The sequence below is a fragment of the Bacillus sp. TL12 genome (assembly GCF_022625245.1).
Lineage (GTDB): Bacteria > Bacillota > Bacilli > Bacillales > Bacillaceae_G > Bacillus_A.
The window spans coordinates 1-430 of the sequence record NZ_JAJJBY010000216.1; the positions used below are offsets into that span (position 1 = coordinate 1).

Below are 430 nucleotides of genomic sequence, written 5' to 3' on the forward strand. Positions count from 1 at the left end.
AATGAATATAAATCATAGATTTTCTCTTTTGGTACCCATTCCGTAGGAATGTTTGTCATGTATACTGTAATTCCTTGTAAATGTTTCGTACGCTCTGTATAGGTAATCCCTTTTTTCTTTTCACGAATAGCTCGATCACGTAGGCGTTTCTGTTTTTGCTCCTCCGTACATCTATAAACCACAATACGAGTAGGCAGTTTGTCTTTACTCCCTACATATACATCATGTAACTCGTACACTTGGCCAGGTTGTAATTTTTTCATGATGTCTTCTAAATGAACTTGTATATATACCGGTCTCAGTTGAGCAGGTTTTGTTTTAAATACGACTGTTTCGAATTCTTTTCTATATATTTTAGTTGGTAATTTAAGACGTGATAAATAATATCCTTGCTTATCTTGGATAGACTTAAAGTCTTGTAAACGAAAAT

At 33.7% G+C, this 430-nt stretch carries 1 pseudogene; it reads right to left on the bottom strand.

Annotated features, from left to right (window positions below):
• Positions 1-430: pseudogene (locus tag LOK41_RS28610) on the bottom strand (IS4 family transposase); the annotation flags it as partial.